Annotated in this window: 20 protein-coding genes and 1 tRNA gene; 13 read left to right on the top strand and 8 right to left on the bottom strand. The window is 53.9% G+C overall.

Going from position 1 to position 26,971, the window contains the following annotated elements; all coding sequences use genetic code 11:
• Positions 1 to 13: 13 nt before the first annotated feature.
• Positions 14 to 2,461, bottom strand: coding sequence for an acyl-CoA dehydrogenase FadE (gene fadE, locus N7V53_RS05940; protein ID WP_076769432.1), 2,448 nt, complete (start codon positions 2,459 to 2,461; stop codon positions 14 to 16).
• 237 nt (positions 2,462 to 2,698) lie between these two features.
• Between fadE and lpcA the strand changes: the two genes are divergently transcribed.
• A complete protein-coding gene (gene lpcA / locus N7V53_RS05935; RefSeq protein ID WP_023479022.1) occupies positions 2,699 to 3,280 on the top strand; it encodes a D-sedoheptulose 7-phosphate isomerase in 582 nt (193 codons plus the stop codon).
• Between the two features lie 140 nt (positions 3,281 to 3,420).
• On the top strand, positions 3,421 to 4,188 hold the full coding sequence (locus tag N7V53_RS05930) for a class II glutamine amidotransferase (protein WP_279792638.1): 768 nt from the start codon (positions 3,421 to 3,423) through the stop codon (positions 4,186 to 4,188).
• On the opposite strand, the gene dpaA is transcribed toward N7V53_RS05930, so the two are convergent.
• The gene (gene dpaA / locus N7V53_RS05925; RefSeq protein WP_023479016.1) at positions 4,159 to 4,896 is read right to left on the bottom strand and encodes a peptidoglycan meso-diaminopimelic acid protein amidase; all 738 of its coding nucleotides are present in this window, start codon (positions 4,894 to 4,896) and stop codon (positions 4,159 to 4,161) included. The genes N7V53_RS05930 and dpaA overlap by 30 nt on opposite strands.
• Positions 4,897 to 5,246: 350 nt before the next feature.
• On the opposite strand from dpaA, the gene dinB reads away from it, so the two are divergent.
• From dinB to prfH, 3 genes are all read left to right on the top strand, one after another.
• Complete coding sequence (gene dinB / locus N7V53_RS05920) at positions 5,247 to 6,302, top strand: DNA polymerase IV (RefSeq protein ID WP_279792637.1); 1,056 nt, start codon at positions 5,247 to 5,249, stop codon at positions 6,300 to 6,302.
• A 208-nt stretch (positions 6,303 to 6,510) separates the two neighbouring features.
• The gene (locus tag N7V53_RS05915) at positions 6,511 to 7,650 is read left to right on the top strand and encodes an RNA ligase RtcB family protein (protein WP_279792635.1); all 1,140 of its coding nucleotides are present in this window, start codon (positions 6,511 to 6,513) and stop codon (positions 7,648 to 7,650) included.
• Positions 7,647 to 8,261, top strand: coding sequence for a peptide chain release factor H (prfH, locus tag N7V53_RS05910; RefSeq protein WP_279792634.1), 615 nt, complete (start codon positions 7,647 to 7,649; stop codon positions 8,259 to 8,261). The genes N7V53_RS05915 and prfH overlap by 4 nt, the downstream gene beginning before the upstream one ends.
• A gap of 45 nt (positions 8,262 to 8,306) precedes the next feature.
• Here prfH and pepD read toward each other — a convergent pair whose 3' ends face one another.
• On the bottom strand, positions 8,307 to 9,764 hold the full coding sequence (pepD, locus tag N7V53_RS05905) for a cytosol nonspecific dipeptidase (protein WP_124969583.1): 1,458 nt from the start codon (positions 9,762 to 9,764) through the stop codon (positions 8,307 to 8,309).
• Between the two features lie 256 nt (positions 9,765 to 10,020).
• Between pepD and gpt the strand changes: the two genes are divergently transcribed.
• The 3 genes from gpt (at position 10,021) to crl (ending at position 12,280) form a co-directional block, all read left to right on the top strand.
• Positions 10,021 to 10,479 carry a xanthine phosphoribosyltransferase gene (gpt, locus tag N7V53_RS05900; protein WP_023478997.1) on the top strand — a complete coding sequence of 153 codons (459 nt, stop codon included), beginning with the start codon at positions 10,021 to 10,023 and terminating at the stop codon, positions 10,477 to 10,479.
• Positions 10,480 to 10,579: 100 nt separating this feature from the next.
• Positions 10,580 to 11,824 (top strand): esterase FrsA, encoded by a 1,245-nt coding sequence (frsA, locus tag N7V53_RS05895; RefSeq protein WP_279792631.1) that lies wholly within the window; start codon positions 10,580 to 10,582, stop codon positions 11,822 to 11,824.
• A gap of 57 nt (positions 11,825 to 11,881) precedes the next feature.
• Positions 11,882 to 12,280 carry a sigma factor-binding protein Crl gene (crl, locus tag N7V53_RS05890; RefSeq protein WP_023479000.1) on the top strand — a complete coding sequence of 133 codons (399 nt, stop codon included), beginning with the start codon at positions 11,882 to 11,884 and terminating at the stop codon, positions 12,278 to 12,280.
• A 134-nt stretch (positions 12,281 to 12,414) separates the two neighbouring features.
• Here the strand turns inward: crl and phoE are convergent, their stop codons facing one another.
• Positions 12,415 to 13,491, bottom strand: a complete 1,077-nt coding sequence (phoE, locus tag N7V53_RS05885; protein ID WP_279792630.1) for a phosphoporin PhoE — start codon at positions 13,489 to 13,491, stop codon at positions 12,415 to 12,417.
• A 294-nt stretch (positions 13,492 to 13,785) separates the two neighbouring features.
• On the opposite strand from phoE, the gene proB reads away from it, so the two are divergent.
• The 3 genes from proB (at position 13,786) to N7V53_RS05870 (ending at position 16,341) form a co-directional block, all read left to right on the top strand.
• Positions 13,786 to 14,889 (top strand): glutamate 5-kinase, encoded by a 1,104-nt coding sequence (proB, locus tag N7V53_RS05880; RefSeq protein WP_023479003.1) that lies wholly within the window; start codon positions 13,786 to 13,788, stop codon positions 14,887 to 14,889.
• A gap of 11 nt (positions 14,890 to 14,900) precedes the next feature.
• On the top strand, positions 14,901 to 16,154 hold the full coding sequence (gene proA, locus N7V53_RS05875) for a glutamate-5-semialdehyde dehydrogenase (RefSeq protein ID WP_279792628.1): 1,254 nt from the start codon (positions 14,901 to 14,903) through the stop codon (positions 16,152 to 16,154).
• A gap of 111 nt (positions 16,155 to 16,265) precedes the next feature.
• Positions 16,266 to 16,341 (top strand) — tRNA-Thr (locus tag N7V53_RS05870).
• 101 nt (positions 16,342 to 16,442) lie between these two features.
• Here N7V53_RS05870 and zorD read toward each other — a convergent pair.
• From zorD to zorA1, 4 genes are read right to left on the bottom strand one after another with little or no spacing between them, the layout of a single operon-like run.
• Positions 16,443 to 19,685, bottom strand: a complete 3,243-nt coding sequence (gene zorD, locus N7V53_RS05865; RefSeq protein WP_279792626.1) for a type I Zorya anti-phage system protein ZorD — start codon at positions 19,683 to 19,685, stop codon at positions 16,443 to 16,445.
• The gene (zorC, locus tag N7V53_RS05860; protein WP_279792624.1) at positions 19,685 to 21,367 is read right to left on the bottom strand and encodes a type I Zorya anti-phage system protein ZorC; all 1,683 of its coding nucleotides are present in this window, start codon (positions 21,365 to 21,367) and stop codon (positions 19,685 to 19,687) included. The genes zorD and zorC overlap by 1 nt, the downstream gene beginning before the upstream one ends.
• The gene (gene zorB1 / locus N7V53_RS05855) at positions 21,364 to 22,104 is read right to left on the bottom strand and encodes a type I Zorya anti-phage system protein ZorB1 (RefSeq protein ID WP_279792622.1); all 741 of its coding nucleotides are present in this window, start codon (positions 22,102 to 22,104) and stop codon (positions 21,364 to 21,366) included. Before zorB1 ends, zorC begins: the two co-directional genes overlap by 4 nt.
• Positions 22,105 to 22,117: 13 nt before the next feature.
• On the bottom strand, positions 22,118 to 24,307 hold the full coding sequence (gene zorA1, locus N7V53_RS05850; protein ID WP_279792621.1) for a type I Zorya anti-phage system protein ZorA1: 2,190 nt from the start codon (positions 24,305 to 24,307) through the stop codon (positions 22,118 to 22,120).
• Between the two features lie 364 nt (positions 24,308 to 24,671).
• Between zorA1 and N7V53_RS05845 the strand changes: the two genes are divergently transcribed.
• The gene (locus N7V53_RS05845; protein WP_279792743.1) at positions 24,672 to 24,842 is read left to right on the top strand and encodes a hypothetical protein; all 171 of its coding nucleotides are present in this window, start codon (positions 24,672 to 24,674) and stop codon (positions 24,840 to 24,842) included.
• Positions 24,843 to 25,304: 462 nt separating this feature from the next.
• Complete coding sequence (locus N7V53_RS05840) at positions 25,305 to 26,966, top strand: ShlB/FhaC/HecB family hemolysin secretion/activation protein (RefSeq protein WP_279792739.1); 1,662 nt, start codon at positions 25,305 to 25,307, stop codon at positions 26,964 to 26,966.
• The last annotated feature ends 5 nt before the right edge of the window (positions 26,967 to 26,971 follow it).

Here is a 26,971-nt window from a genome sequence, read left to right as displayed (position 1 = left end):
AGCCGTCAGGCGCTTAGGCGGCTTCGGGCTTGCGCAGCTTTTCCGGCGTGTGGATCACCGGTTGGGTCGCCAGCGCATCCGGTTCAAAGTCATCGACGTTGATGGTGCGCAGACGGCTCGCTTCCGCTTTAATCAGCAGCGCCGCTTCATCCTGGTTAATCAGCCCGCTTGCCAGCGCCTGGTTAGCCAGATCGTCCAGACGGGTAAACGGCAGGTTTTTACCCAGCGATTTACAGATGCGCTGATGAATCGGGTCGGCGGCCATCACATCAACCAGCGCCTCTTCCAGCAGCCCGACCGGGTTGTGCTCGCTCGGAGTCAGGTATTGACCGCGACCGATGCGCGAACGGGTAGCATTTGGCGTTTGCAGGATCTTCGCCACTTTATGGTCAAGCCTGTCGGACGGCGCACGGTAGTGGCGACCGGTCGGGAAGATCACAAAGCTCATCATGCCCGCCACGAGACGGTTCGGGAAGTTCTCCAGCAGGTCGACCATCGCTTGCTCAGCCTGATAGAGCGCATCCTGCACGCCCCAGTGCACCAGCGGCAGATCCGCTTCCTGGCGACCTTCGTCGTCATAGCGCTTCAACACCGCCGAAGCGAGGAACAGCTGGCTTAACACATCACCCAGACGGGCGGAGATGCGCTCGCGGCGTTTCAGGCTGCCGCCGAGCACCGCCATTGAGATATCCGACAGCAGCGCCAGGTTGGCACTCAGGCGGTTCAGGTGTTGGTAGTAACGTTTAGTGGCATCCCCGGTCGGTGAGGCGCTGGTTAAACCGCGCGTCAGGCCGAGCCACAGGCTGCGCATCTCATTACTGCCGACATGGCCGATATGTTTAAACAGCAGCTTATCGAACGCATCAACGTCGTTGTTCTGCGCGGCGGCCATCTCTTCCAGTACATACGGATGGCAGCGAATTGCCCCCTGACCGAAGATCATCATCGTACGGGTGAGGATGTTAGCGCCCTCAACGGTGATGGCGATTGGCGCGCCCTGGTAAGCACGGGCGAGGAAGTTGCCTTCGCCGAGCATAATGCCTTTACCACCGGCAATATCCATCGCATCAATGATTGCCTGCTGACCACGGTGGGTACAGTGATATTTCACAATCGCCGACAGCACCGCCGGTTTTTCGCCGAGCATAATGCCGTAGGTGATCAGCGACGCTGCGGCGTCCATCACATAGGCGTTACCGGCAATACGCGCCAACGGCTCTTCGATACCTTCCATCTTGCCAATCGCCACTTTGAATTGACGGCGAATATGGGCGTAGGCACCAATGCCCAGCGCGACCGATTTCACGCCGCCCGTTGAGTTGGAGGGCAGGGTGATGCCGCGACCGACCGAGAGACACTCAACCAGCATACGCCAGCCCTGACCGGCCATTTTCGGGCCGCCGATGATGTAATCAATCGGTACAAAGATATCTTTCCCGCGCGTCGGGCCGTTCTGGAACGGAACGTTAAGCGGGAAGTGACGACGACCAATCTCCACGCCCGGCGTCGAGGTCGGGATCAGCGCACAGGTAATGCCCAGCTCTTCCGCGCCGCCCAGCAGTTTGTCCGGGTCGGAGAGTTTAAACGCCAGGCCAAGCACGGTGGCAATTGGGGCCAGCGTAATGTAGCGCTTGTTCCAGGTAAGACGCATGCCGAGCACCTGCTCGCCCTGCCACTCGCCCATGCAGACCACGCCGGTATCGGGAATAGCACCCGCATCGGAACCCGCTTCCGGGCTGGTCAGCGCAAAGCAGGGGATCTCTTGCCCACGCGCAAGGCGTGGCAGGTAGTGATCTTTCTGCTCCTGCGTGCCGTAGTGTTGCAGCAGTTCGCCCGGGCCTAAGGAGTTAGGCACGCCGACGGTGATCGACAGAATGCCGGAGACGCCGGAGAGTTTTTGCAGTACGCGAGATTGCGCGTAAGCAGAGAACTCCAGCCCGCCGTACTCTTTTTTGATGATCATCGCGAAGAAGCGGTGCTCTTTAAGATAAGCCCACAGCTCCGGCGGCAGATCGGCCATCTCATGGGTGATCTGGAAGTCGTTCGCCATGCGGCACGCTTCTTCAACCGGGCCGTCGATAAAGGCCTGCTCTTCTGCGGTCAGGCGCGGCTGCGGGTAGTTGTGCAGCTTTTTCCAGTCCGGGTTACCGCGAAACAGATCGCCTTCCCACCAGGTGGTACCTGCGTCGATGGCCTCTTTTTCCGTGCGCGACATCGGCGGCATCACTTTGCGGAAACCGCGGAACACCGGCGCGGAGATAAAGGATTTACGCATCGGCGTGAAGTTCAACGGCAGGAGGATAAGCGCCACCGGCACCAGCATCCAGAGAGACCAGATGCCCGCCAGCCCAAGGGCTGCGGTCCATGCCAGCAGGATCACGCTGCTGAGCAGCAGATTAACGCGGTGATAGAAGAGCACACCGAGCAGAACGAGCGTTGCGACAATACTCAAAATCATCATAACGAAAAGCTCCCTTCTTGTAGGAGGTCTGACCACTTGTGATGTATTGTTTGTAGTGGATGTCATTTCTTTTAGCAATGTGTTTACAAAATAATTACAACCTGGTTCACATTGTTGAGGTCGTTTTGCGCACGGAAAATGAAAACGGCGGCGGGAGCGGCGGCTTTAGCTTCTCGGCTGAAAGCCTATCCGGTACACTGCGCAGTGTTATTTACATTTATGCTGAAGGATATCCTCATGTACCAGGATCTTATTCGTAACGAACTGAACGAAGCGGCGGAAACGCTGGCGAATTTCTTGAAAGATGAAGCCAATATTCACGCTATTCAGCGCGCGGCGGTGCTGCTGGCCGACAGCTTTAAAGCCGGTGGCAAAGTGTTGTCCTGCGGTAACGGCGGCTCGCACTGCGACGCGATGCACTTCGCAGAGGAGTTAACCGGGCGCTACCGTGAAAACCGTCCTGGCTACCCGGCGATCGCCATCTCTGATGTCAGCCATATCTCCTGCGTCAGCAACGACTTCGGTTACGACTATGTATTCTCCCGCTATGTAGAAGCCGTTGGCCGCGAAGGCGACGTGCTGCTGGGGATCTCCACCTCCGGTAACTCTGGCAACGTGATCAAAGCGATTGCTGCGGCGCGTGAGAAGGGGATGAAAGTGATCACCCTGACCGGTAAAGATGGCGGCAAAATGGCCGGCACCGCGGATATTGAAATTCGCGTTCCGCACTTTGGCTATGCCGATCGCATTCAGGAGATCCATATCAAAGTGATCCATATCCTGATTCAGCTGATCGAAAAAGAGATGGTTAAGGCATAAAGCAGGCTTTTTATTTGCCCTGTTCAAGCCGGGCAGTGCTCAACGTTCCTGCGCTCAGGCGCGGTCATCGCGGCGCTGCCCGTGTCTGACGGGCTGCAACAATAACGCCTTCTCAGATTGAGGCGGTTGTGGAGGTGACTATGTGCGAACTGCTCGGGATGAGCGCTAACGTGCCGACCGATATCTGCTTTAGTTTTACCGGTCTCGTCCAGCGCGGCGGGGGAACCGGACCGCATAAAGATGGCTGGGGTATCACCTTCTACGAAGGCAAAGGCTGTCGCACCTTCAAAGATCCGCAACCAAGCTATAACTCGCCCGTCGCTAAGCTGGTGCAGGAGTACCCGATCAAGTCCTGCTCGGTGATAGCCCATATTCGCCAGGCGAACCGCGGCGAAGTGGCGCTGGAAAATACCCATCCTTTTACCCGTGAACTCTGGGGCCGCAACTGGACGTATGCCCACAACGGCCAGCTTACGGGGTATAAATCTTTGCAGACCGGCAACTTCCGCCCGGTGGGGGAAACGGATAGCGAAAAAGCGTTCTGCTGGATGCTGCACAAGCTGACGCAGCGCTACCCGCGCATGCCGGGCAATATGGGGGCGGTGTTTAAGTACATTGCGACGCTGGCGCTGGAGCTGCGTGAGAAGGGCGTGTTCAATATGCTGCTGTCGGACGGGCGCTATGTGATGGCGTTCTGCTCCACCAATCTCTTCTGCATTACCCGGCGCGCACCGTTTGGCGTGGCGAAGCTGCTGGATCAGGATGTGGAGATCGATTTTCAGCGTGAGACCACACCGAATGATGTGGTCACTGTGATTGCGACGCAGCCGTTAACGGCAAACGAAACCTGGCACAAGATTATGCCAGGCGAGTGGGCGTTATTTTGCCTCGGTGAGCGTATAGTTTGATGCCAGCTGTGGCTGCACGGAGGTAGCCAGCGGCTTGCTGACCACGTAGCGTCCATCCACCACGGCGACAATCGGCGGCTGGTGGGTGGCCGCGAAGTAGTCATACCCCGGCTTTAACTGCTTCCAGAAATCCGCGTAGGTCGAATATTTGTGACGCTGCATATTCGCATCGGTCATGCGGAACGGATAGATGTTCACCTGCACGCTCGGCTGGCCGAAAATCAGCGCCGCGGTAACAAACTGGAAGATCTCATCAATGCCGGTATCCGTCATGGCGTAGCAGCCGATGGAGACGCAGGCACCGTGAATCATCAGGTATTTGCCTTCATAACCGTGGGCGCGGTCAAAGTTGTTCGGAAAGCCAATATTGATCGCCTTATAGAAACGGCTGTCCGGCTTAAGCTGGCTGCGCTGCACCGAATAGAACCCCTCCGGGCTTTTAAAATCGCCCTGACGGCGTTTAGGCCCAAGGCCGCCGGAGTAGTTGCAGATTTTATAGCTGTCGAGCAGCTGATACTGTTCGCCCATCTTGACGTAGAGATCAAGGGTGCGCTCTTCTTTGAAGATCTGAATATAGACCGGCGACCCCATCAACTGCTGTTTAAAATCTTTGCTTACCGGCTTAGTGGCACTGTTGCTGCCAACCAGGCCAGCAAAGGAGACGCACGGGATCAGAAGCATCGCAATGAACAATGCGATTTTGCGCATACAACGTGTTTCCTTGATAAAACGGATACGACTTTGCCAGAACGGCAAAAGATGCCCAGAATTCGGACAATTCTGTTTTGAGCGCTCACATTAGCACTCCGACATTTTTTCGCAAGCCCCGAATAGCGGTGATTCCGCGCCTGTCGATCCTGTTGGTTGTCTTTTCGCCATCGCGCAAAAAGTGTTCTGTTTTGCCTTTCAACCACCTGCGCAATTTGGCGACGGCTATTATGAAAGTAAATGCTGAGAATTAAATAGCAGATTGCCCTCTTTTCAGCGGTTTCTCGGCTGGCTTCTCATTTGCCTGAAACGTGCTGTATACTTATCCAGTGTTCTGTGAGGGTGTACGCATGCGCAAAATCATACATGTCGATATGGACTGCTTTTTCGCGGCGGTAGAGATGCGCGACAACCCGGCCCTGCGCGACATTCCGATTGCCATTGGCGGCAGCCGCGTGCAGCGCGGCGTCATCAGCACCGCCAACTACCCGGCGCGTAAATATGGCGTGCGCAGCGCGATGCCGACCGGGATGGCGCTGAAACTCTGCCCGCACCTCACGCTGTTACCCGGCCGTTTTGATGCCTATAAAGAAGCCTCCCGCCAGATCCGCGACATCTTCTCGCGCTACACCTCACTGATTGAACCCCTGTCGCTGGATGAAGCCTATCTTGATGTGACCGACAGCCCGCACTGCTACGGCTCCGCGACGCTGATGGCGCAGGAGATCCGCCAGACCATCTTTAATGAGACGCAGCTTACCGCCTCGGCGGGCATCGCGCCGGTGAAGTTCCTCGCCAAAATCGCCTCCGATCTCAACAAGCCCGACGGGCAATATGTGATTACCCCGGCGGAGGTGCCGGCCTTTCTGCGCACGCTGCCGCTGAGCAAAATTCCCGGCGTCGGCAAAGTGTCGGCGGCCAAGCTGGAGACCCTTGGGCTGCGCACCTGTGAAGATGTACAGAGGAGCGATCTCGCCATGCTGCTTAAGCGGTTTGGCAAGTTTGGCCGCGTGTTGTGGGAGCGCAGCCAGGGGATTGATGAGCGGGAGATCAGCAGCGAGCGGCTGCGAAAATCCGTCGGCGTCGAGCGCACGCTGGTGGAGGATATTCATCAGTGGGAGGAGTGCGAGGCGATTATCGAGCGGCTCTACCCGGAGCTTGAGCGGCGGCTCTCGGTGGTGAAACCGGATCTGCGCATCGCCCGCCAGGGGGTGAAACTGAAGTTCAACGACTTTCAGCAGACCACCCAGGAGCATGTCTGGCCGTGCCTGAATAAAGAGGATCTGCTCGCCACCGCGCGCCAGGCGTGGGATGAGCGACGCAGCGGGCGCGGCGTGCGGCTGGTTGGCCTGCATGTCACACTGCTCGACCCGCAGCTTGAGCGCCAGCTGGTGCTGGGGCTGTAACCCTACCAGAATTTGCGGTGGTAATTTCCCGCCCGCTTCTCTATCATCCCCGGCGTTTATTCATTCCCTATTGACTGCAAAGGAGGTTCACCATGACACACCATGCCCTGATTTCTCTTTGCAGACCTCTCCAGGCTTAATTTCTTCCAAAACTTGCCCCTGGTTTCGTCTGCCAATTCCTTTTATTTCTCTACATATGGATTGGTATATGGGCAACTCTGTTTGTCATATCTCAGACGCGATCTCCTATATTGCGTCGGAAAACCTGTGGATCGAAGGTTCAGCGATCCAACAATTACACACCACTGCGGCACTGCCGGGTATGACGCGCGTCGTCGGCATGCCGGATCTTCACCCCGGCCGCGGCTACCCGATTGGCGCGGCGTTTTTCTCCACCGGGCGCTTCTACCCGGCGCTGGTCGGGAACGATATCGGCTGCGGCATGGCGCTGTGGCAGACCGACCTGGTACGGCGCAAATATAACGCCGATAAGGTCGAAAAACGCCTCAGCGCGCTGGGCGATAGCGCCTCTGCCGACTGGCTGGATGAAGCGGTGCCGGATGCGTGGCAAAACCACCCCTGGCGCGCCGCGCTGGGATCGATTGGCGGCGGCAACCACTTTGCCGAGCTGCAACAGGTCGATAGCGTGACCGATGCGGCGCTGTTCGCGCAAAGCGGCCTTGATGAGCAGCGCCTGCTGTTACTGGCCCACAGCGGTTCACGCGGACTGGGGCAGCAGATTTTGCGCCGCCACGTCGACGCCTTCTCGCACGCCGGGCTGGTGGAGGGGAGCGACGCGGCTCGCCACTATCTTGCCGAGCACGATGACGCGCTTAACTTTGCCCGTATCAACCGGGCGCTGATTGCGCGGCGCATTCTCGATCATCTCAACGCTGATGGCGAAGCGCTGCTCGATGTGGCGCACAACTTTGTTGAAGCCTGCATCGTGGGCGGTGAAGCCGGTTGGCTGCATCGCAAAGGGGCGACGCCGGACGGGCATGGCCTGGTGGTGATCCCCGGTTCACGTGGCGATCACAGCTGGCTGGTGATGCCGAAAGTGAGCGAGGTGAGCCTCTATTCGCTGGCGCACGGCGCGGGACGCAAATGGATGCGCACCGAGTGCAAAGGTCGCCTGTCCGGGAAATTCACCCCGGCACAGCTGGCGCGCACGCCGCTCGGCAGCCGGGTAATTTGCCGCGATCGTCAGCTGATCTATGAAGAAGCGCCGCAGGCGTATAAGTCGGTTGAGAGCGTGCTTGAGTGCCTGGTCGACGCCGATCTGGTGACGCCGGTTGCGCGCTTGCGCCCGGTGTTAACCCTGAAAGTGAGCGGAGGGGCGGGCGAATGAGACTGTTGCAACTCTCCTCCGCGCAGGGGCCTGATGAGTGCTGCCTGGCAGTAGGTAAAGCGTTAACGCGGCTGATGGAAGAGGCTGAGGCGCAAAAGGTATCGCTGGCGGTGATCGAAACGGAAGCGGCGCGCCAGCCGGGCGCCTACCGCTCGGTGCTGGTCTCCCTCGATGGCGAAAATGCGCAGGCGCTGAGTGCGCGTTGGTGCGGCACGGTGCAGTGGATCTGTCAGAGCCCCTATCGCGCCAATCATGCACGGAAGAACTGGTTTATCGGCGTGGCGGAGTTTATTCCGCAGACGGCGTTGCAGGATAGCGCGATTCGTTTTGAGACGCTGCGCTCATCCGGGCCGGGCGGCCAGCACGTGAATAAAACCGATTCCGCCGTGCGTGCCACGCATATTGCCACCGGCATTAGCGTAAAAGTGCAGTCGGAGCGCAGCCAGCATGCGAATAAGCGGCTGGCGATGCTGCTGATTTCACACCGGCTGGAGCAGGCGCAGGATGAAGAGCGCGCGGCGCTTAAGTCGGAACGCAGGCTGTTTCATCATCAGATAGAGCGCGGTAACCCGGTGCGCACCTTTAAGGGGCCAGGGTTTAAAGCGCAGTAAGTAAAGGAAGGAAAATGTCCGCGCCGGGCGGCGCGGACAGCAGGCTTATTTAGCCGGGATAGATTTCAGCAGTTCGGTAAGCAGGATCCAGTATTGGCCCACGCTTTCGATATGCACTTGCTCATCCGGCGAGTGCGGGCCGGTAATGGTCGGCCCAATCGACACCATATCCATCTCCGGATAGGGTTTTTTGAACAGACCACACTCCAGACCGGCGTGGATAATCTGAATGTTCGGCATCTTGTTGAACAGACGCTGATAGGTTTCACGCACCAGCGCCATCACCGGCGACTGGGCATCCGGCTGCCAGCCCGGGTAGCCGCCCTTCGGCGCAGTTTTCGCACCGGCCAGCGCACCCAGCGACTCCAGCATGCTTACTACATAATCTTTACCGCTATCGACCAGCGAGCGGATCAGGCAGATGATCTCTGCGCTCTCATCCTGCAACGTAACTACGCCGACGTTCAGCGAGGTTTCCACCACGCCTTTGGCAACGTCGGAGTTGCGGATCACGCCGTTCGGCGTGGCGTTCAGCAGGCGGACAAACGCATCGCGCGACTGCGCGGTCAGCGCCGCTTTGTCGCTGCTTACGCTGTCGACCAGCACCACCAGATTCTTCTCTTTCGCTTCCAGCTCGTTTTTCAGGATCGCCTGGTACTCATCCGCCAGGGATTTCAGCTGTGCGGCTTTATCCGCCGGCAGGGCGATCACGGCGAACGCTTCGCGCGGAATGGCGTTACGCAGCGTACCGCCGGTGAAGTCGAGCAGACGCAGATCCAGCTCGGCAGCATGGGCCGCCAGGAAGCGCGCCAGCAGTTTGTTGGCGTTGCCCAGACCTAAATGGATATCGGCACCGGAGTGGCCGCCTTTCAGCCCTTTCAGCGTCAGTTTGACGGTTTCAAAACCGGCAGGCACCGCTTCGCGGGTCAGGGGCAGGGTGGTGATGAAATCGATACCGCCCGCGCAGCCCATATAGATCTCACCCTCTTCTTCAGAGTCGGTGTTGATCAGGATATCTGCCTGTAACCAGTTGGGTTGCAGACCGAATGCGCCATCCATGCCCGCTTCTTCGGTCATGGTCAGCAGCACTTCCAGCGGGCCATGTTGCACGGTGGAATCTGCCAGCACCGCCAGCGCAGAGGCCATACCGATGCCGTTATCCGCGCCAAGCGTGGTGCCGCGCGCTTTTACCCACTCGCCGTCAACATACGGGCGAATCGGGTCTTTGGTGAAGTCGTGTTCTGTGTCGTTGTTCTTCTGCGGCACCATATCGAGGTGCGCCTGCAGCACGACCGGCTTGCGGTTTTCCATCCCGGCGGTAGCCGGTTTGCGGATCAGGATATTGCCCACCTGGTCGCGCTCTGCGTGCAGGCCTTGCTCTTTCGCCCAGCCCATAATGTGTTCGGCGAGCTGTTCTTCATGGTAAGACGGGTGCGGAATAGAGCAGATTTTGGCAAAAATATCCCACAGCGGCTGCGGAGATAGTTGAGACAGTTCAGACACGATGAGTCTCCTTAAAAGCGCCTGCGGACAGGTTGCGTGCAGGTCGCGGGTTAGATAAACGAATCGCAAGACCCTCTTGCGAGATGCGGTTGAGAATACCACTTTATGGCGACAGCGCGAGCACGGGATTGGGGAAAAAGCGGCGGCGATACCGGGTAACACTGGTTTTTAGCGCGTCAGATCTCTATAATCTCGCGCAACCTATTTCCCCCTCGAACACTTTTTAAGCCGTAAAACACAGGCTGGGACACTTCACATGAGCGAAAAATACGTCGTCACCTGGGACATGTTGCAGATTCACGCCCGCAAACTTGCTGCCCGTTTAATGCCTTCAGAACAGTGGAAAGGCATTATCGCCGTAAGCCGTGGCGGTCTGGTTCCAGGCGCGCTGCTGGCGCGTGAACTGGGTATTCGTCATGTCGATACCGTTTGTATCTCCAGCTATGACCACGACAACCAGCGCGAACTGAAAGTGCTGAAGCGCGCGGAAGGCGACGGCGAAGGCTTTATAGTGATTGACGATCTGGTGGATACCGGCGGCACCGCCGTAGCGATCCGCGAAATGTATCCGAAAGCACATTTTGTCACTATCTTCGCCAAGCCAGCCGGTCGCCCGCTGGTGAACGATTATGTGATTGATATCCCGCAGGATACCTGGATTGAACAGCCGTGGGATATGGGCGTAGCCTTCGTTCCGCCAATCAGCGGCCGTTAATCCCTCCTGTTGTACACACGCCCGGTTCTGCCGGGCGTTGTTCTTTTTGGCGCGTCACGGGTTACAATGCCCTCCGGTGAATTTTAAGGAGCTGCGCGCCATGCCCCAGTCAAATCTTAGCGAAACGCTGTTCAAACCCCGCTTTAAATACCCTGAGACCTCGACGCTGGTGCGCCGCTTTAACCCTGGCGTGCAGCCGCCCGTGCAGTCCGCGCTGGATGGCAAAAACGTGCCGCAGTGGTACCGGATGATCAACCGGCTAATGTGGATCTGGCGCGGCATCGACGCGCGCGAGATCCTCGAAGTGCAGGCGCGCATCGTGATGAGCCAGGCCGAGCGCACCGACGCGGAACTGCTCGATACGGTGGTCGGCTACCGCAATGGCAACTGGATCTATGAATGGTCCGCGCAGGCGATGAGCTGGCAGCAAAAAGCGATGCAGGAGACGGACAGTGCGCTGAGCGGCCGCCACTGGCTGCACGCCTCCAACTTATATAGCATCGCGGCCTATCCCCACATAAAAGGCGATAGCCTGGCCGAGCAGGCGCAGGCGCTGGCTAACCGCGCCTATGAAGAGGCCGCGCAGCGCCTGCCGGGCAGCATTAAAGAGCTGGAGTTCGCCATTCCCGGCGGCGCGCCGGTCACCGGCTTTCTGCATATGCCGGAAGGCGAAGGCCCCTTCCCGACGGTGCTGATGTGCGGCGGGCTGGATGGTTTGCAGATTGATTACTACACCCTCTATGAGCGCTACCTGGCCCCGAAAGGAATTGCCATGCTGACGCTCGATATGCCTTCTGTGGGCTTCTCTACTAAATGGAAGCTGACCCAGGACTCCAGCCTGCTGCATCAGCATGCGCTCCAGGCATTGCCGAACATTCCGTGGGTCGATCACACCCGCGTGGCAGCATTTGGTTTTCGCTTTGGTGCCAACGTGGCGGTGCGACTGGCCTATCTCGAAGCGTCGCGCCTGAAAGCGGTGGCCTGCCTCGGGCCGGTGGTGCATTCCCTGCTCAGCGAGCCGCTGCGCCAGGGCGATGTGCCAGAGATGTATCTCGATGTGCTCGCCAGCCGTTTAGGCATGCATGACGCTTCCGATGAGGCGCTGCGCGTTGAACTTAACCGCTACTCATTAAAAACGCAGGGGTTACTCGGCCGCCGCTGCCCGACGCCTATGCTCTCTGGTTTCTGGCAAAACGATCCCTTCAGCCCGGAGGCGGAGTCGCGCTTAATCACCTCTTCATCCAGCAATGGAAAGCTGCTCGACATCCCGTTTAACCCGGTTTATCGCAATTTTGACGCTGCGCTGAGAAAGATTGTTGACTGGATCAACCATCAGTTCGGTTAATACTTTGAGAATTTCCATTGATTTGGTAAAACAGTTGCATCACAAAAGGAGATCGCAATGACGTTACCAAGTGGACATCCGAGAAGCAGGTTGATTAAAAAGTTTACTGCGCTAGGACCTTATATCCGCGAAGAGCAGTGCGAAGAAAACCGTTTTTTCTTTGATTGCCTGGCAGTTTGCGTGAATGTGAAACCCGCGCCGGAAAAACGCGAGTTTTGGGGATGGTGGATGGAAATGGAAGCGCAGGAGAAGCGCTTTACCTACCGCTACCACTTTGGGCTCTTCGACAAAGAGGGGCACTGGAAACCCACCGCCATCAAAGACCAGGAAGTGGTCGACCGTCTGGAAAAAACGCTGCGCGACTTCCACGAGCGCGCGCGGACGCTGTTAGCCTCCCTTGAGCTGAAGCTTGAACCTGCCGATGACTTCAAAGAGAAGTTAAAACTCCCCGCATAACGCCCCCGATAAAAAATGCCCGGCTGCTCTTCGCACGCCGGGCATGAACAGGTATTAACCTGCTTTCTCCCATCTGACGGGAAAAAAATGCCCTCAACCGAGGGCATTTCATATAACGAGGGTCACTACAGGGTTTAGAACTGGTAGGTCACGCCAACGGCAACGATGTCATCGTCAGCCAGGGCCAGTTTGTTGTCGTCTTTGAGCTGGTTGATTTTGTAATCGACCATCGCCGAGAAGTTTTTGTTGAAGTAGTAAGTGGCACCAACGTCGATGTAGTTCACCAGATCTTCGTCGCCGATACCGTTTTCCATATCTTTGCCTTTGCTCAGCACGTAGCCCACGGACGGACGCAGGCCGAAGTCGAACTGATACTGCGCGACGGCTTCAAAGTTCTGCGCTTTGTTGGCAAAGCCCGAGCTAACCGTGGAACTAATCGGCGTCATGTTGTATGACACGGAGTAGAAGGTCGCCAGATAGACGTTGTTGGCGTCATATTTCACGCCAGCGGCCCAGGCTTCGGCATTCTGACCACGGCCCAGCCCCAAGGTGTTCTGCGCGTTGGTACGGTCAGAGTTGGCGTAAGCACCAATAATCGTGACCGGGCTACCACCGAAATCATAGGCCAGAGAAGTACCCCAGCCGTCGCCGTTTTGCTTGAGCACGGCGCTGCGGTCGTTTTCATTTTTACCCTGATACTGCAGGGTCATGTCCAGGCCATCCACCATGCCGAAGAAGTCGGTGTTGCGGTAAGTCGCCACGCCAGTGGTACGCTTGGTCATAAAGTTATCGGTACGGGTCAGCGAGTCGCCGCCGAACTCCGGGAACATATCGGTCACGGAGGCCACGTCGTACAGCACGCCGAGGTTACGACCGTAATCGATAGAACCAAAATCTTTGATTTTCAGACCGGCAAAGGCCAGACGGGTCCTCTGGCCCGAGGTGAGTTCGTCGTTGTTACCGGCGAATTCAGATTCCCAACGGCCGAAACCGGTCAGCTGGTCGTTAATCTGGGTTTCGCCTTTGAAGCCGAAACGCACGTAGGTTTTGTCACCGTCGTTTTTGTTGTCATCACTGAAGTAGTGCATGGCTTTCACTTTGCCGTACACGTCCAGTTTGTTGCCATTCTTGTTATAGACTTCCGCCGCGTGAACAGAAGAAGCCGATGCAACAACGCCCAGTACCATTAATGCCAGAGTGCTCTTTTTCATTTTGAATTCCTGATTGAACTAACGCGCCACTATTCGCTGGGCTCTCGCCCCGTGAAAAACAGGAAGGGTTGTAACGCTCTGAAATGAAAGATTTATGACAAAGTAAGAGTAATTTGAAAAAGTTATGTTTTTTTGTGTTTGCCATAAAATTGTCAAACTCTGCCGCTACGCTTGCTGATCCCGCGCAACAAAAAAGTGGTCGATTCACGCTGGCGGTTGGCAAGCGCGCTCACTCCTGTTACAACGTCTGATTACTAATAAACTTCTTATTTTTTCTAAAAACGGCAGAGAATCATGAGTGACAGCCAGACGCTGGTGGTAAAACTCGGCACCAGTGTTTTAACAGGCGGTTCCCGTCGCCTGAACCGCGCCCATATTGTGGAGCTGGTGCGCCAGTGCGCGCAGCAGCACGCCGCCGGGCATCGCATTGTAATCGTTACATCCGGCGCTATCGCCGCCGGGCGTGAGCACCTGGGCTACCCGGAACTGCCCGCCACCATCGCCTCAAAACAGCTGCTGGCGGCCGTCGGGCAGAGCCGCTTGATTCAGCTCTGGGAGCAGCTCTTCTCCATTTACGGTATTCATATTGGTCAGATGTTGCTGACCCGTGCCGATATGGAAGACCGCGAACGCTTCCTCAACGCCCGCGACACGCTGCGCGCGCTGCTTGATAACAACATCGTGCCGGTGATTAACGAGAACGACGCCGTGGCGACCACGGAGATCAAAGTCGGCGATAACGATAACCTCTCGGCGCTGGCGGCGATTCTGGCCGGAGCCGATAAGCTGCTTTTGCTGACCGATCAACAGGGGTTGTTTACCGCCGATCCGCGCAACAACCCGCAGGCGGAGCTGATTAAAGATGTCTACGGCATTGATGACGCGCTGCGCGCTATTGCGGGCGACAGCGTTTCCGGCCTCGGCACCGGCGGCATGGGCACAAAGTTACAGGCCGCCGACGTTGCCTGCCGCGCCGGTATCGAGACGATTATTGCCGCAGGCGGCAAGCCCGGCGTGATTGCCGATGTGGTGAGCGGCACGCCGGTCGGCACGCGTTTTCATGCCCAGACTTCGCCGCTGGAGAACCGTAAACGCTGGATCTTCGGCGCACCGCCTGCCGGTGAGATCTCCGTTGATGAAGGGGCGACCGCCGCCATTCTTGAGCGCGGAAGTTCGCTGCTGCCGAAAGGGATTAAAAGCGTGACAGGCAACTTCTCCCGTGGGGAAGTGATCCGCATTTGTAATCTGCAGGGGCGCGATATCGCCCACGGCGTAAGCCGCTACAACAGCGATGCGCTGCGCCGGATTGCCGGCCACCATTCGCAGCAGATTGATGAGATTCTGGGCTATGAGTATGGCCCTGTCGCGGTGCACCGCGACGATATGATCACCCGTTAAGGAGCAGAGGTATGCTGGAACAGATGGGCATCGCGGCGAAAGCTGCGTCGTACAAGCTGGCATTGCTCACAAGCCAGGAAAAAAACCGCGTGCTGGAGAAGATTGCCGACTATTTAGAGGCGCAGTCCGAGGCGATTTTGCTGGCTAACGAGCAGGATCTGCAGGAAGCGCGCAGCAATGGTCTTAGCGAGGCGCTGCTCGACCGCCTGGCGCTCAACCCGGCGCGGTTAAAAAGCATTGCCGACGATGTGCGCCAGGTATGCAAACTCGCCGATCCGGTCGGCCAGGTGATTGATGGCGGCGTGCTGGACAGCGGGCTGCGCATCGAGCGCCGCCGCGTGCCGCTCGGCGTAATCGGCGTGATTTATGAAGCGCGCCCGAATGTTACCGTGGACGTCGCCTCCCTGTGCCTGAAAACCGGCAACGCCGCGATCCTGCGCGGCGGGAAAGAGACCTGGCGCACCAACGCCGCGACGGTGAAAGTGATTCAGCAGGCGCTGGAGGAGTGCGGTTTACCGGCGGGCGCGGTACAGGCGATTGAGAGCCCGGATCGCGCGCTGGTCAACGAGATGCTGCGTATGGATAAGTACATCGACATGCTGATCCCGCGCGGCGGGGCAGGGCTGCATAAGCTCTGCCGCGAACAGTCAACGATCCCGGTTATCACCGGCGGTATCGGCGTCTGCCATATCCTGGTCGACGAGACGGCAGAGATCGCCCCGGCGCTGAAGATTATCGTCAACGCTAAAACCCAGCGCCCGAGCACCTGTAACACCGTCGAGACGCTGCTGGTGCATCAGGGCATTGCCAGCACCTTTTTACCGGCGCTCAGCCAGCAGATGGCGGAGAGCGGCGTGACGCTGCACGCGGACGAGCAGTCGCTCGCCCTGTTGCAAAGCGGCCCGGCGAAGGTTGAAGCGGTAAAAGCGGAGCAGTATGACGATGAGTTTCTGTCGCTGGATCTGAATGTGAAGATCGTCGCCGATCTCGATGATGCGATCGATCATATTCGCCAGCACGGCACGCAGCACTCCGATGCGATCCTCACCCGCACCCTGCGCAACGCCAACCGCTTTATCAACGAGGTCGACTCTTCAGCGGTGTATGTGAACGCCTCGACGCGCTTTACCGACGGCGGTCAGTTTGGCCTCGGCGCGGAAGTGGCGGTCAGCACGCAGAAGCTGCACGCGCGCGGCCCGATGGGTCTCGAAGCACTGACCACCTATAAGTGGATCGGTTTCGGTGACGATACCATTCGTGCGTAAATAAAGTCGGGTGATGCAAAAGTAGCCGTTTGATTCACAGGGGCATTGACGCATCACCCGCTTAGTTTTAACCTTCTAACCCGTGATTCACGCTCGTGGACACCTCGCAGGGCCGATATAGCTCAGTTGGTAGAGCAGCGCATTCGTAATGCGAAGGTCGTAGGTTCGACTCCTATTATCGGCACCACTTCAAAACTTTCCCGGTCTACCGAAATCAACCTAAGCCCGTATGCTGAGGTTTCTAATATGTTTACGCCAGCGCGAAATGTAATGGTGTTGATATCTTATTCATGCTCCTTTGAACATTTCTTCGAAATCGGCACCGCTTAAATCTGGGGAAGCACAAAGCATATCTCGCGCAAGTGCGCGCCTGCGGTTGAGTAAAGCATCCAACGTTTCTTCAAACGTTGTGACATCGTTGTCCGTGACCGTCGGATAATACACATACACATCTTTTGTCTGCCCAATACGATAGGCGCGATCGGTCGCCTGATCTTCCTTCGCCGGATTCCAACAGCGAGTGAAATGAATAACGTGATTGGCTTTCTGGACATTAATTCCGAAGCCAACTGCTACTGTGGAAAGAATAATCACGCCAAAGCCCGGTTGAGCCTGAAAATCATCAATCAACCGCTGGCGGCTATTCTGGCTCTGGCTTTTGGTACTGGTATCACCATTAATAATTACCGGACGTAAACCGAATCGCTGCTGAATAGCATGCTGAATTTCTCGTTGCAGATTGCGAAGCTCTGTAAAAATAATCACTTTGTCTTTACTGGTATGTTTTATTTCATCCAGCTTATTCAGCATCCAGTTAAGCTTCGGTGAGCTTTCTCGATAGCGTGGCTCGGGACTAACGACTGCCGGATGTGCACAAATGAGTTTTAACCGCTGTAATAACCCCAGCATCCCCGCCCCTGCCTGCTGCATTCCCTCGCTCAGGGCCTGTTGTTGCTGCCAGTTGGCAACCGAAGAGAGATACAGTTGCTTTTGAGGTGCGGAAAGAGGGAGTCGCTTACAATCGGCCACTTCAATTTTTTGCGGCAAATCCCGTGCTACCTCTTCTTTAGTTCTGCGCAATGTTTGAGGTTCAATCAACGCTCGTAAACTTTCTAGTCGTTCCGTATCACGGCCCGCTTCGTTTTCGATAGGGCGAACATAATATTTGCCAAATTCATTGAGCGCCCCTAATAAGCCCGGTTGTGCGAAATCAAACAGGCTCCACAAATCTACAAGGGTGTTTTCGACAGGAGTACCTGTACAAGCTACTTTGAACCTGGCTTGAACTGCGTTGGCGGCATGTGTGATTAACGCAGCAGGATTTTTTATTTTTTGCGCCTCGTCGCATACCATGATGGACCAGGGTTGGCGTGCCAGAGAAAACTCTTGATCGCGAAGCGTTTCGTAGGTTGTCAGTATGATTTTTGCCTCACCTTGCCAGCCAGGTTTAAGCAGATTTTTGATCCCTTGGGATTGCAGATGAACAGGAATAGCCTGTTTGGGATATTTCACCGCTTTAATGGTCTCGCCATACAACTTCAGCACCTGTATTCCTGAGGTATAGAAGAAGTTTTCCAGCTCACGTTCCCAGTTATCTAATAGTGAGACAGGGGCAACAATGAGACTTGGTGGCTCGTGGGGAAATTTTTCAATGAACCATACGAGGAAGCTTAGAATTTGCAGCGTTTTCCCCAGCCCCATATCATCCGCCAGCAGGCAGCCTGCAGTTTCCTCTGGAGAGCGCAGGAAGAGTTGTTGAAGCCAGGCCACACCCTCACGTTGATGATCTTTGAGTTGGATTTTCTCTTTAAGGCACAACGGAATTTCAGGTTCTGCATGACGGGCATTGAGGAGCGAATCGCGACGCTGTTTGATATAAGCCGCTTCTTCAATATTCTGCTCAATTTTGAGTACGGCCCGCGTCGTTTTATCTGCAACGTTATTTTGAGAGTCATCCACAGTGTTCTCTTGCTTTTGCCAATTCTTAATAAACGTTTTGGCTGCTTCAAGCGGCAGTGGTTTATCATTCCATGGGGCGATGATCTGTGCTTCACCAGCAATTTCTGCCTGAGTAATTCTTTGCTGTAGTTGATCGAGATGATGGAGATTTTCACGTTGCCAACCAGCCAGTGTTTCGACTGAAAATTTCGAGAAATCGATGTCATCGGGCAGCCAGTTTTCACTTCGCGCTTTGGTCAGCCAGGGCGAGGATATTTTTTCAAATTCACCAATACCAATCACCCGATCGCCATACTTAGCAATATCCAGCACATCGCTAAATTCTTTTCCTTCAATCTCTTGCTGCCAGCGAGTGAGTAAGGCCTGGCAATCGTGCCACTGCTGTTCAGTAAATTGGCTTAATTCCAGTTCGTAACCTTGCCAGGCGCCTGCTGGCATCTTTGCTGCGACGCTGATACCGAGTTGCTGTAGAAACTTTTCAAGCTCCCAGGGGCCGGAGAATACAAATGTGACCTCAGGCTGCGGAATCGGTGAAATAGGTTCAAGTATCAGCATAACTTCCGAGATCTTATTCTCAGCACTCTGCTGGGGTATTAACCTGAAATGATGAAAGAAGATTCTCGCATCAAACAGTGCCTGCTCATGTTCTTCCGGAGCGATAACATCCGCGGCATCTTCGCCCAAAAAGGTATAGGGATTGCGAACAAAGGAAAGCGCTTCGCTTCCCGCTACTCGACGACCGGGAATTGAATGTATGGAATTCAGGACTTCTTTCACTTCGGGAGTGATGATGACATGGCTGAGTTCGCCATTTGCTCCGGGGATGCGGTAGCTATCGTGTACCTGCGAATTCTTGTCGAAACTGCCTAGCCAGTTATCTGGCTGATCATCAAAATGAGGTTCAATTTCAATAACAGCAGTATCGGCAACCGTTGCTTTACGCAGACGTAATGACAATGAGGTGGGTTTAACGACTCGCGTTTTATCTAAATAATCATCAAATTTTGCGGCTGCTTTTTTTGCACATTTGCGGATAGTAGCCCATCCCAACTGGTTAGTAGTTTCACCAGGAGCCTGGGTTTGTTGGGCATTAAGTTGTTCTGTTGCTTGTAATAGCGCCCAGTTTTCCCGCGATAACAAATGCTGCTGATTTTCGTAGGTAAAAATGGCACCAGTCCGACTGAAATGGATGGGGCGAAGGGCAGGAAGCGTGGCCCATTCAGCAATCCAGACACGAAAGTCGTTATCGCTTAATGCTCCACGTGAACACAGGCTTGCTCGTAAAGGCAGTACATCAGGTACCCCAATAAGAGGCAAGCTACTGGCATGTTCTTCATCATCGAGCAGGCGATACATCGCTTCCCAACTTAATAACCATCTGTCTGTAAGCGATATCAGATAGTCTTCTTCAGCCAGTTGCTCCAGCCAGGATGCCAGCGCCCAAAGCTGTGAGTATTCAACTAACGACAGTGGGAAGCTGAGTCCACTCTCCTCGATTTGGTACTGATTCTTCAGATGGCGTTCTATCTGCTGACGGTTTCCCGTCAGTTTACTTAGCAGACGTTTAAGCATTATTTGATCCAGTAACGATGCTGTTCTTTAGCCACAGGGGCGAATCCGAGTCTTAGCAACTCTTTTTCCACTGTGTCGTTGGGAGATTTGAGCTGTATAGATAAACCCCCACCTTTTGGGCGATTATCGCTGACGGTGCATGAAGTATTTTCTACCAAGCGCTGTATTGCCGTATCACGCAATGGATTGATGATTTTTATATTAGATACAGAGGCGGGAGAGGGCGCTTGTTTATCAACAAATTTAACCGGTTCTTCCGCCATCCAGCGAATACCCAGCTTGCGCAGTTCATCTTCGTATTTCAGCATCCAGCCGGTGAGTCTATGTTTTGTATATTCATTGGCCGGAGGGAAATGGGTAAGAGGCTTACGGCATATATCCTTGTCCTTAAGGTGGAGTTTAATATCAAGTATTTTTGATTCGGGATTAAATGGTGCCCTGCCTACAGGGTAGTAGTACATTGCGTTACCTGTTCCAGAAAACTCCACAAAAATATAATCGTTAATCTGCATGATCATGGCGTTATCAAAACTACGACCACTACGTAAATGGCTCAACCGCCCTTTATTCTCGTCGCGGAATTTCACAAAATCGCTGCTACGATCGTGCAAGGCATCAGGCCCCATCACGATGCGGGTGAATCCCATTTGGTTGGCGAAACGCAGCCAATAGTGGAGTCGTGCCTGATCGACATCACCATTGCCACGCAATAGCTCGAAGAAATGCATCAAATCCTGTTTAGCCAGCCAGCCTCGCACCATTGCTGCGACGGCTTCTGAAACATATTGATGCCACTTATTCTGCTGGCTTTTCAGTTGCGGGTTATCCCAGTATTCCAGTGCAGCTTGTTTTAAAGCTGAATGAGCCTGATCCCGATAAGTGGAGTGATAGTAACGGGTCAGTATTGCCGTCATGATGTCATCGCGAAAACGTACCCACTGTGCCGCAAGGCCCAATAGCCAACTGATTTTCTCCAGATATTGAGGATCGTCCAGAGTATCAAGCTGCGCCAGCAGCACCGTGAAAATACGCTTCCACAACCAGCTGCTATCAGGAATTTGCGCTATTTTTTCTAATGATGACAGGGAATTGCTTTCACCGGAAAGTAGCTGCTGGGATATCACGCCGCCAGCCTGAGGCGTAAAAATGTCGTGATAAAACTCTATGGTTTTCATCCACGACTTTTCTCTGCGGATGGTGGCTTTTACCACTGAGTAACCTTGGGCAATATGACTACGCAGCACACACCAGTGCGGGTTTTTTTCAGGAGACTCGTGCCTGTAAGCAAAATAACTTGAGCAGAGTGCCGCCCAGTCCTTGCGCTTCAATTTTTTAGACTCAATCTGTTTTTTTATAGCACTGTCTACAAGGGGGAAGAATGTATCATCCTCCAGTAATACTGGCCGGTCGGGGTATAGCGGGTCATTATCGGCGAGGCCATAAAACACCATCCGCCACTCACGTTCGTTCAACTCTTCTGCAAGACGAAAACGACGCAGGGCTGCCAGGCGCATTTCATGTGGAGGTGCAGGGATTCTATCTGTTTTTTCAAAACGCTTTTCCATATCGCGGCCAGCAGAAGCTAGCGCGTCAAAATCATTACGCAGATAATCATCACCCTGTTGGCTGGAAGATAGCTTCGCTGCAATACGCTGAGATAAAGACTTCAGTGCGGGTGTCATTGTGGCATTACCAGCTGGCAAACTTCTTTATTAACGACCGGAGGAAAATCCACCTCTTCGGCCCCATTACGTTTATCCTTAAGCCCGAAGAACTGCATGCGCAATTCCACGCGGCGGCTGGCTTCTTTGCTCTCTTTCGCATTATTAAATGAGACACCACCAGCAAGGAAAAGCTTACGGATTTGTATCTGTTGCTCTGTAGAAATGTTTTTTTGCAGAGGGCTGCGGCTATCGAGCAAACTGCACATAACCCATTCAGATCGCTGGAGAGAGAGATGTAAATTGTAGAGATAAGAGCCATCAGTGTCGGTGAACCCTTCAATGACGATCTGCTTAAACCACTTTTTGCCCTCTTCACTGTCGGAAGCTTCCAGCACCAGCGGAACAACATCCTGCAGTGCTTTTTGCCCTTCAGCATTCAGAAAAAAACGGTTGTGGTCAAAACGCCCGGCTTCACCAAAGCTAATACGGTTATCATGGCAATCTACCACGATGGTTTTGTTCACAGTGCGGGCATGAAGCTCCAGGCGCTCACATAACTTGGCAATATCCTGTCCTCTGACTTTTTCTCCTTGCTCCGCACGCTGAATGCGCTGGGTAACGGAACTTAACGATGCCACCATAACCACCAGGAATAACACCATCATGGCGGTCATCAGGTCGGCATAGGAGATCCAGAATGGTTTTTCTGCTTCATCACTGCGGCGCTTTTTAACGCCAAATGCATTTCCAAACATCAGCAGTCACCCCTCAGGCACGAACGCGTGACAGAACATCGTCAAGCTCACTGACGCTTTCTCCGATCTGTTCGACAGAGCCTGCAAGCAGATTTGAGGCTTTCGCCATTTCAACGTCCAGTTTGCCCAGTGTTTTATCCAGGCTGCGTGAAACACCTTCTGAAAAGTCTTCAAAACCTTTTCCGAGCACGTCGCTGACATTTTCCATGAAAGTCTGCGCTTCCCGATTATAGCTCTGTAACCGCTCACCATGCTGCTTGAGATCGGTAATGAACTGACTGCGGGTAGTCTGTTCAGACTGGGTATTAGCTGCGAGCAATTCCAGCATGGCGATGGATTTGCTGACGGCTTCCCTGTTGTTTCTGTAATCGGCAACTACCGAGGTCAGTTCACTGGAGGCAAGGGAGAGCGATGAACCCGCCGATTGTGCTTTATTGAGTACGTCAGCAGTAAGGTGATTGGCTTTTGAGACTTCATCACCTGCGTGTTCAAAGCGTTCGGCTGCAAGGCGCATTTTGTCCGCGCCGTTTTGCATATCCTGCATCTGCCGGTTAGTTTGCTCTGCGAGCTTGTTGAGCGTTTCCGTCATCCCTTGATGCTGCATAGCAACAGTCTCAATCAGCTGTTTAATCTGATCGTCCACTTCACTCATCACTCGCTGCGTCTGTTCGTGTAGAGACTGCTGGTTCGCTTGCTGATTTGCAGATATCTGTTGCTGACCCTTATCAATTTGACCAAACAGACTGCCCAACTGCTCACCCAGTGCTTCGACAGAAGTCGCCATTTTCTCCATTGTTGCACTTTGGCCCTGCTGCACTGAATTCTGGATGGCTTCAATAAAGGCAGACATGTGTTCTGCCTGGGCTTTTTCACGCGCCTCGCTGTCGGCAAACATTTTCTCAAGCTGGCGCGCCATGCGTTCGCCAGCGCCTTCGCCTTCAGCACCAATTTTGGCGACAGAGGACTGTAAGCTGGTAAGCATGTCATTCATGCCAGCCTGCATGGCCTGTTGGCCTGATTTCATTTCAGAGAGAAGTTGTTCAATTAACTGTGCGCTACCCTGGCGGGAATCGTCGCTGACCTGACGCATATCCTGTAGCAGGGCGGAGAACCCGCTTTGCATCGTCTGGATCGCACCGACGGTTTGCCCCATCATTTCGTTGAGATTGGTAAACTGCTGACCAAAGGTGGTATCAAGCTTCGCCATAAACGCGGTCAGCACATCCTGCAGCATGTTCTGTACCATGCCACTTTGATCGCCGCTGGCGGTCTGAACTGCACCCGCAATTTTATCCAGCGGTGACTTCAGGCTATTTTCAATTGCGCCGCTCACCTGGTCGGCAAACTGTGCGCCTGATTCGCGATAAGTGTTACTCAATGTATTCGCGAGACGTTCATTTTCAACTTTCTGACTTTCGGCGAGATGTAGCAACATGTCGCGAAGATCGGTGACCAGGCTCTCTTTCAGGTGACGTGCCTGGGTTGCGCTTTCATTACTGGATTTTACTAGCGAGGCAAGGTACTCCGCACTTACGCCGCTGTCATAGAGGGAATCTAGTGCCGCGGTGAATTTTTCGAGATTTTTATAGCAACTTGCAATAGAGAACTTTTCCAGCCAAGTAATAACGATCGAGAAGAAAATGGCGAAGGCAGAGCCGAGGAAGGCGTAAAGCACATCGTGCAGAAGATTATTGACGCTGCTGGTGACTTGCTCTGGCGTGCTGGGGTCAAAGTGGTTCAGGCCAATCATCAGCCCATAAAATGTCCCTATAATACCCACACCAGTGAGAATTCCGGGTAGATGCTTAAAGAATTCGGTATTAAGAGGAATATCCACCAATTGTTGTTCAGAGAAAAAGCTGGCGCTCGGAGCAGTTGCGCGAATTTTAACAATTTTTTCTTCGCTGCCGACCAGTTCACTCTGGGGATGCAAGGATTCGGAAAACTCACTCCAGGCGTGCTTAAACTCGGGCTGAACCAATAAATTTTTTAGCAGTTCACGCTGGTTCTCAAGCTTATCATTTGCAATGTTATTAATTTCGTATGTGTATTTTTTCAAGCGGTTAACAATTTTAACCGACCTGGATAAATAAAAGATAATAAACAGGATGAAAGCGGTAATGACGAAGCCGATAACAGTTATTGGCACCATATGAGGCTGCACAGAAGTTAGTGACAATAAAATGGAATTAAGCCAGGACATAGTTTCACCTGTAAAATATTAAAAAAAAGATACGATTAAATAACCATCGACCACATTTTGATTACCTTTAATCAAAATTTATCTGCAACTTCTTACTCTTAACATCCATCCATTTTTCGTTTCTATATTGCAGAACAGCCTCTGCTGCTCGAGTGGCGGCTGCGAATGGAGGTGAAAAGGCTGATGTAAGCCAACAGAACGGCGGTCTAGTTTCCTATTATTCGCCAAACAAATGCAAATTTCTTTGTGCCGCGTCGTTTTTAATCCTATTTGTTCGGAGTATCATTTTGCGAGATAGATTCCAAAACCGAATTTGCGATAGGGTTGTTTTGCACTGTCGCTGCGATCAACGTAAAGGATTTTCATGAACAACGCTGAGCAACAGCTCCTGAACGAACTGGATAACAAATTCTGGAAGGCCGCAGACAAACTGCGCGCCAACATGGATGCAGCTAACTACAAACATGTTGTGAGCTATACGCAATCTGTTAATCAAAAATCCAACACCCAGCACAATCTCGAGCTTATTTACTGAGCGGTGCTGCTCAATTTTCGCACTTCTCCTTGCCTGGCAAAGCATCAGCCGTGCCTTCATAACCCCAATCTTCAATTCAGTCTTAAGCGTTTACCTCAATGGACATGAACCAGAAGCACATCCAATAAAGAAAATCGATATTTGATATATCTTTTTTTATATAAACCTACTAATTCAAGTAGCCAAATGACGACAAATAACCAATGCTAACACCTACCAGAAATGCTAATACCATATTATTAATTAACGCTGCCATATCACTGAACTTTTATATCTACTGCGACACACCTCAACATTCTCCAGAATATATCCTGAACTAAAGTTAAATTAAAAAGTGCATTATCTATTTGCCTCATCGAGTATTGCCTTTTTAATTAATCCATAAGAAAATACTTAGAAATCATTATTAAAAGCAACTTAACCAAAATTATATTGGTCGGGTGACCTATGTTTTCTTCAGGGATGAAAAAAGTGCGTTATTTCTTGCTGTTTATATTATTTATTTCTGCGGCACAGGCTGCGCCATTATCGCCGGCTGATCGGGATGCGGTGCGTCAGCAGCAGGAACAGCTGCTGCGCCAGAGCCAGCAGCAGCGCGATGAGCTGGAGCGAAGCACGCCGCTGCCGCAGCAGGAGGCACGCACGCCTGACGGCAAGGCTCAGGGGCCCTGTTTTACCATCCACACCATCACCCTTTCAGGCGTCACGCTTATCAGCGCGAAAGCGCAGCAGAAACTGATCTCTCCGTGGCTGAATCAATGCCTGGATATGGCAAAAATCACCGAATTAACCACCGCCATTTCTGACTGGTATATCAGCCGTGGCTATATCACCAGCCGCGCGTTTCTTACTGAGCAAGATCTGTCGCAGGGTGAATTACGCCTGGTGGTAATGGAGGGGAAGTTAAGCCATATCCGCCTCGACGGTGAATCGCCGCGCATGCTGAAAATGGTTTTCCCCGGTCTGGAAGGCAAGGTATTAAACCTGCGGGATATTGAGCAGGGGATGGAGCAAATAAACCGTTTGCGCAGCAACCCTGTGCAGATAGAAATAGTCCCGGATACCGAGCCGGGATATTCCATCGTTAACCTCACCGCCACGCCGGAATTTCCGTTAAGTGGTTCTCTCTCGCTCGATAATAGCGGGCAGAAGAGCACTGGCGAGAAGCAGTTAAACGGTTCACTGAGTGGAAATAACCTGCTGGGGCTGGCTGATAAATGGTTTGTCAGCGGCGGGCGCAGCAGTGACTTTGCCACCGGATATGATGCGCAAAGTTTCCAGACCGGCGTCAGCGTGCCTTATGGTTACGGCCTGCTGGATTACAGTTACGCCTGGAGTAACTACCGCACCACCATTATGAATCAGGGTTTTCCATGGATTTCGACGGGTGACACCAAAACCCATCGGCTGAATGGTTCATGGGTGGTGTTTCGTAATGGCGATATCAAAACCGCGCTCTCGGCGGGCGTAACCCAGCGCTCCAGCCGTAACTGGCTTAACGACGCGCCGCTGAAAAGCAGCACCCGCAACCTCTCCAGCCTTCAGCTTGGTATCAACCACACACAGAAAATGTTCGGCGGTGTAGCCACTTTCAACCCCGGTTACAGCCACGGTATGCCGTGGTTTAACGCTGAAACCGATGAAGAGAAGATCGGTGATGTGCCGCGCGCAGAGTTCCGTAAATGGAACCTGAACGCCAGTTTCCAGCGCCCGGTAACTAATGATCTTATGTGGCTTACCAGCCTGTACGGGCAGTGGTCGCCGGACCGGCTTTATGGCAGCGAACGGCTGACCCTCGGTGGCGAAAGCTCCGTTCGCGGCTTCAAAGAGCAGTATCTCTCCGGCGATAACGGGGGTTACTGGCGCAACGAACTCAACTACCCGCTGTTTACCCTGCCGGTGCTCGGGCAGATCAGCGCCACCGTCGCGCTGGACGGCGGCTGGCTGGAAAAAGATCGCTTCGACAAGTTCGCCTCGGGCACGCTGTGGGGAACGGCGGCATCGCTTAGCAGCGCCGGGCGCTGGTTCGCAAGTCAAATCACAGTAGGGACGCCACTCGCCTATCCCGACTGGCTGGGGCCGGATCATCTGACGCTTAACTGGCGTGTTGCGGTGACATTTTAAGGAAG

Source organism: Kosakonia sp. HypNH10 (genome assembly GCF_029850615.1).
Lineage (GTDB): Bacteria > Pseudomonadota > Gammaproteobacteria > Enterobacterales > Enterobacteriaceae > Kosakonia > Kosakonia cowanii.
Note: the sequence above shows the minus strand (reverse complement) of the source record. Positions and strands in the feature narration are given on the sequence as shown.